We start from the raw sequence: 5,000 nt of genomic DNA, 5'->3' as shown, positions 1-5,000 counted from the left end.
AGGGAAGGTTTGAAGGTAGAGGTGGTTTCAGACATAAGTCAGGTGCAAAAGCTCCTTTAATTTAATGGTTTACACCTTAAAATAATAATAACGATAATCAATTGACCGGAAAAAATCGGTGGGTATTACAATGAATTACTATCATGATGAAAAGATGGAAAAAATTTTCAATGCATTGAAACAACCAAAAAATCTGGATGATCTGCAGCTATCCGAGAGTTTCGTCAGGGGATTGATACTTAAAATTATCAGCAGTTACGGTACCGTGAAAACCAGCACCATCAATGAGTTAACCGGTATTCACTGGGATATTTTGGAAGAAAATCTAAGTAAAATGGAAAAAAGCGGTTTCTGTGCCCCAGTGAGTGGAGGATTCCTTTTTTCCAGTGTAGAATACGCTATAACCCGGAAAGGACGTGAAAAAGTAAGGGGAATTGCAGAAGATAATCCCTACATCGGTATTGCCCCAGTACCCTACGAAGAGTACTATCAGATCATGAAGATCCAGTTACAACACCGTTATCCCCTACAAATACCCCCCGAAGTGGTGGAAGAAACTTTCCACCAGGTGGTAGGAGTGGATTATGCTAAAGAAGCCCTCATTGAATCGTGTATTATTGGTAAGGGGATTTTCGTCTACGGTCCTCCGGGAACTGGTAAAACCTTTATCATCAGCACCATGCCTGATCTTCTGCCCCCCCTGGTAATGCCCAAGTACATTGAATTCGGTGGGAAAATCATACAACTTTACGACCCTGATTTCCATAAAATGTGCGAGGAACAGCCTGATGATCCACGTTGGGTTAAAATTCACGCCCCCTTTGTTTTAACTGGAGCTGAACTCAGTTTAAATAAGTTAGAAACTAATTATGATCCTAATAAGGGGGTTTACGAAACATCTCCCCTGATTAAGGCCAACGGGGGTATTCTGTTAATTGATGACCTGGGAAGACAGCGTGATGACCATGAACTCATTCTCAACCGTTTAATTGTCCCTATGGAGAACAAAAAAGACGTGGTCTATGTCCGGGGTATCCCGGTTATACTGCACACTCACTTTATCCCTGCATTCTCCACCAACCTGGACATAAGTATCATGGATGAAGCCCACCTTCGCCGGGCCCCCCTTCATATTTTCCTTAAAAATCCCGAGGTGGAAGAGGTGACCGAGGTTTTCCGCAGAAATTTAGAGGATCTCCGGGAGACTTACCAACCAGAAATCCTGGGAAGGTTCATGAAGGTTTACCAGCCCAAAAACAATGGAGGGGAAGGTCTGCAGCCCAGTTTCGCCCACGCCCGTGATGTGGCCCAGATCTGTCAATCAGTGCGTATCAACCTGAAAAAGGATATCATTGATGTTGAAGTTCTGGAAGCTGCTCTGGATAAGCACGTTCTGGTGGTACTGCAAAGACTGAACATTGACATTGCCCAGATCTCCCATAAAACCCGTTCCTTCCGGTTGAAAACCGATGACCTGGAAAAAACCCAGGAGGCCTTAGAACTCTACGGTGCCCAGACCATCTGCCGGGAAAACAGTTCAGTGATTACCGATGTGGATGAAAGTACCAGCCCCGTGGAATTAGCAGGATACTTAAAAGACCGGGGAATCAAAGTAGAAAAGATTGAGTTAATCGCCGAATCAGAAAAAGAACTGAGGAGAACCCTGTTAAACTGGTGATCATAACTTTTATTAATGTGGAGTATCTACACAAAATAAACACTTAAATGTGGTTTTTTAAAAAATTTTCAAGGGGAAGGTTTTTTCGATTTATTCCGTGCTTATCAACTTAATATTATCTAATCAAAGTAAAATCAATTAATTCAAGGAAAAAAAAATTTAGGGAGATTTTTATTTGAAGAAGTATGTTTTAATTGGGATTGCGGTTTTGGTGGTAGTTCTAGTGGCTATCACCATGACCTCGGGCAGTGCCAATATAGAAACCAAACACTACGAGAATGGGGAGGTTTCCTTTGACTATCCCTCCAGTTGGCAGCAAGTTCCAACTCAGGGAGCTCAAATAGTAGCCTTTAAAGACCCGGAAACCGGGATGAACATCACGGTCAACCGTCAGGTTATACCTTCCGGATACAATGTTTCCACGGATTTCGTTCCAGAACTGGTTAAGGAGTCAGAAAGTAACGTAAAACTCACTTCCAGTAACAAGATCGATGTGAAGGGGAACACTGGTTATTACAATAGTTATCAGGTCCAGGGTAATGGTTCCACCTCCGAACAAAAGGAGATATGGGTTAACACTAATGGAGCACTTTACAGTGTAGTGTTCAGTTATCCGCAGGAAGGATTCAGTGTCGAATCCGTACTGAAAGGTTTGAAAGGATCCGAAACCAGTGCAGCAGTGGATGCTGTTAAAAACAGCCTCCAGATCAACTCTGCCCAGCTGTCCAGTATGCCCACCTTCGCCACGGTGACCATACCCCGACTGGGAGTAACCTGGAATATTCGCTCTGACACTTTAAATGCCATGGACGCGGTTTACCACTATTCTGACCCGAGCAGTAGTTTACCCAAGAGTTTCTACCCTGGTCAGAAAGGTTCAGTGGGATTGTTAGGACACCATACCCGATATTCTGCACCATTCAATCACATTGAAAACCTGCAGGTGGGAGATAAGATTTACATCAATGATTATCTAACCCAGAAGAAATACACCTACCAAGTGGTTTCCAACAACGATATTAGATACGATTACAAGACCAACCTCATTCAATTCCCTGCCGGCCAAAAGGAGTTGGTGCTGGGAACTTGCTGGCCTCCAGGTTACACTGCAGCAGAAAGGTACGTTCACTGCCAGTTAACTGCAGTGGACCCCTTGTAACATAGATATCTAATAAAAAATCTTTTCTAACCTTTTTTTATATTTTTTCTAAAGAATAATAATAGATAATGGGCAAGCTGCCCCTCCTTAAATGAAGATAAATTTGATAAGAGGAATACAGCAACCTATTTATATTTAATTGGCTCTAAATAGATTATAGATTTGGATAGGCATAGATTTAAGGTTATGAAAATGAAAAAGACAATAATCATCTTACTCTTGGCAATACCCTTGATTTTATTCATTGCATTATTCCCTACCTTCTCGGCAGAAAATGGATCTTCGGGTATTCAGTCCAATAACAGTAATAATACCACCCAAACTGCGGATAATGGGACGGGAAACACCTCATCCACACCAGAGAAGGTGGCTTTCATTATACCCCACGCTGATGATGAAACCATAGGGGCGGGTGGAACTGTTCAGAGGATAATGGAGGATGGCTCCCCAATACACTTCGAGCTCATGACTTCTGGTGATGCCGTAACTTCCCAGTTACTCACGGTAACTAACTACTACAGTGTATCAATTCCCGCCAATGCCACTGCATCCGAGAGAAAGAAATTGATCCGGGAAGACTCCTTTAAACAGGTCATGGGCATTTTTGGATGCAACAGTTACAATATACATAGCTTTGATGATGGTGCCCTCAACGCCAATGTGGTGTTTACCACCATGGAAAACTTGTATCTCAAGGAGGGTTACACTGTCTTTTACACTACTACCGGAGATGGAAATGGTGATCATCTGGCCTGTCAACAGGGAATGAAGATGATGAAGGATAAATATCCCAACCTGAAGTACCGGCAGTTTCCAATCTACTACTACCATGCTAACCGGGCAGTGACCTCGGCCCTGACCAAGAACTACACTGATGTGAATGTTAATCAGTACGCCACCAAAAAGAAAAGTGCATTTCAGGTTTACTACAATATACACACCATTCTTAACACATTCTACCCTTACAGTGATGGTCTTTACAGTATAGGTCCCGAAAGGATTTATTACATGAATTAATCTAAATGAAGAGTTTTCAAACTGGCTTTTCCATCCAGACTCGGGACAAGTGAAGGATGTGAAAGTAGTTTAACTCACCAAAGCCTTAATAGTGTAAGTCCAATAAAGAAATATTTAACAAAAAAAGAGATGACTTCACCTAATTACCGATGGAGATTTGATTGATATGACCAATGTAACTATACTTTTCTCCCACATACTTCCACCCCTACTGGCCTTTGCCGGGATAATCCTGCTTTGCAGTGGAATTATGGACAGGAAAAAAGATTATGCCCTTATTGGAATTGTAATGTTCTTTGCAGCGGGCTTATTACCATTCCTGGTATTGCAGTTTATGATATAAGAAACACCGGAGTAGGGGACTAATAAATACCCGATGTCCTCTATCCTTTAACTTCTATTTTTGAGTACTATTCTATTGTTAATATCCTATCCATTTATTGAATATTTTTATTTTATTTGAATGCTAAACTACAGTTTTAATTCCTGTATCCTCTGATTAATTATATTTATATTCCCCTGAAAAGCTCCCTTTTTTTCCAGTTTTAAGGAGGATACTATGGATGAGAAAATTCCGCACTCCTCGGGGTCAGATGTTTCCTGTTTCCGGAAGGCATAAGCTGCCAGGTAACTATCACCCAGCCCAGTGGGGTCCACCCTTTCCTGGGGTGGATAGGCTGGTATGGAGTAAGATTTATCATGGTGACGGGAATAAATCAGGGACCCCTGGTCACCACGGGTGATGATGACTTCTTCTGGTCCCAGGAGGGAGATGTCCCGGGAAATTTCCAACAGGGACATGGAGGAATTTCCAGTTATCACCCGGGCTTCCACCTCATCCATAAACAAAAAATTAACATATTTTAAAAAATTTTTATACTGCTTCCAGGGCTTTAAAACAACATTTTGACCTTCTAAATGGCGAAGATACCCCTGAACCCCAAGATATACCGGTGTTCCACTTTTAAAGATGTGCTTAATGGTTTCCAGTGGTATGTCCTCCGGTGATAATGGTGAAATCAGTGCAGCGTTAAAGGTTTCCAGTTCCAGAAAGTCAAGATGGGACACCTCCAGGGGGTTGGAAGGTATGCAGGCCCTTTGCACCCGGTGGTTGGGGTCTTCGTCAGGATAAAAATTCTCAAACTG

General features: G+C 42.2%; 6 protein-coding genes (2 of these 6 cut by a window edge). 5 read left to right on the top strand and 1 reads right to left on the bottom strand.

The window, feature by feature from the left end; translation table 11 throughout:
- From QC759_RS07220 to QC759_RS07200, 5 genes are all read left to right on the top strand, one after another.
- Window positions 1-60, top strand: the final stretch of a protein-coding gene (locus QC759_RS07220) for a TIGR02253 family HAD-type hydrolase (protein ID WP_048073655.1). It extends 621 nt beyond the left edge of the window; 60 of the gene's 681 nt are visible here — the last part of the coding sequence; its start codon lies beyond the left edge, outside the window; the stop codon is at window positions 58-60.
- A gap of 70 nt (window positions 61-130) precedes the next feature.
- A complete protein-coding gene (locus tag QC759_RS07215; RefSeq protein ID WP_048073656.1) occupies window positions 131-1,678 on the top strand; it encodes an ATP-binding protein in 1,548 nt (515 codons plus the stop codon).
- A gap of 175 nt (window positions 1,679-1,853) precedes the next feature.
- Window positions 1,854-2,837, top strand: coding sequence for a sortase domain-containing protein (locus QC759_RS07210; protein WP_048073657.1), 984 nt, complete (start codon window positions 1,854-1,856; stop codon window positions 2,835-2,837).
- A gap of 192 nt (window positions 2,838-3,029) precedes the next feature.
- Window positions 3,030-3,854, top strand: coding sequence for a PIG-L family deacetylase (locus tag QC759_RS07205; RefSeq protein ID WP_048073658.1), 825 nt, complete (start codon window positions 3,030-3,032; stop codon window positions 3,852-3,854).
- A gap of 166 nt (window positions 3,855-4,020) precedes the next feature.
- Window positions 4,021-4,197, top strand: coding sequence for a hypothetical protein (locus QC759_RS07200; RefSeq protein WP_171824052.1), 177 nt, complete (start codon window positions 4,021-4,023; stop codon window positions 4,195-4,197).
- Between the two features lie 128 nt (window positions 4,198-4,325).
- Here QC759_RS07200 and QC759_RS07195 read toward each other — a convergent pair whose 3' ends face one another.
- On the bottom strand, window positions 4,326-5,000 hold the 3' portion of the coding sequence (locus QC759_RS07195) for a PfkB family carbohydrate kinase (protein ID WP_048073659.1). Its footprint extends 225 nt past the window's final position; 675 of the gene's 900 nt are visible here — the last part of the coding sequence; its start codon lies beyond the right edge, outside the window; the stop codon is at window positions 4,326-4,328.

Origin of the sequence: Methanobacterium formicicum, from assembly GCF_029848115.1 — an archaeon.
Lineage (GTDB): Archaea > Methanobacteriota > Methanobacteria > Methanobacteriales > Methanobacteriaceae > Methanobacterium > Methanobacterium formicicum.
The sequence above is the reverse complement of the archived record's forward strand: the minus strand, read 5'-3'. Positions and strand labels throughout refer to the sequence as shown.

What these genes read in the sequence shown, in the direction of transcription:
- QC759_RS07215 (WP_048073656.1), top strand. Translation starts at nt 131, where the DNA reads ATGAATTACTATCATGATGAAAAGATGGAAAAAATTTTCAATGCATTG.
- QC759_RS07205 (WP_048073658.1), top strand. Translation starts at nt 3,030, where the DNA reads ATGAAAAAGACAATAATCATCTTACTCTTGGCAATACCCTTGATTTTA.
- QC759_RS07200 (WP_171824052.1), top strand. Translation starts at nt 4,021, where the DNA reads ATGACCAATGTAACTATACTTTTCTCCCACATACTTCCACCCCTACTG.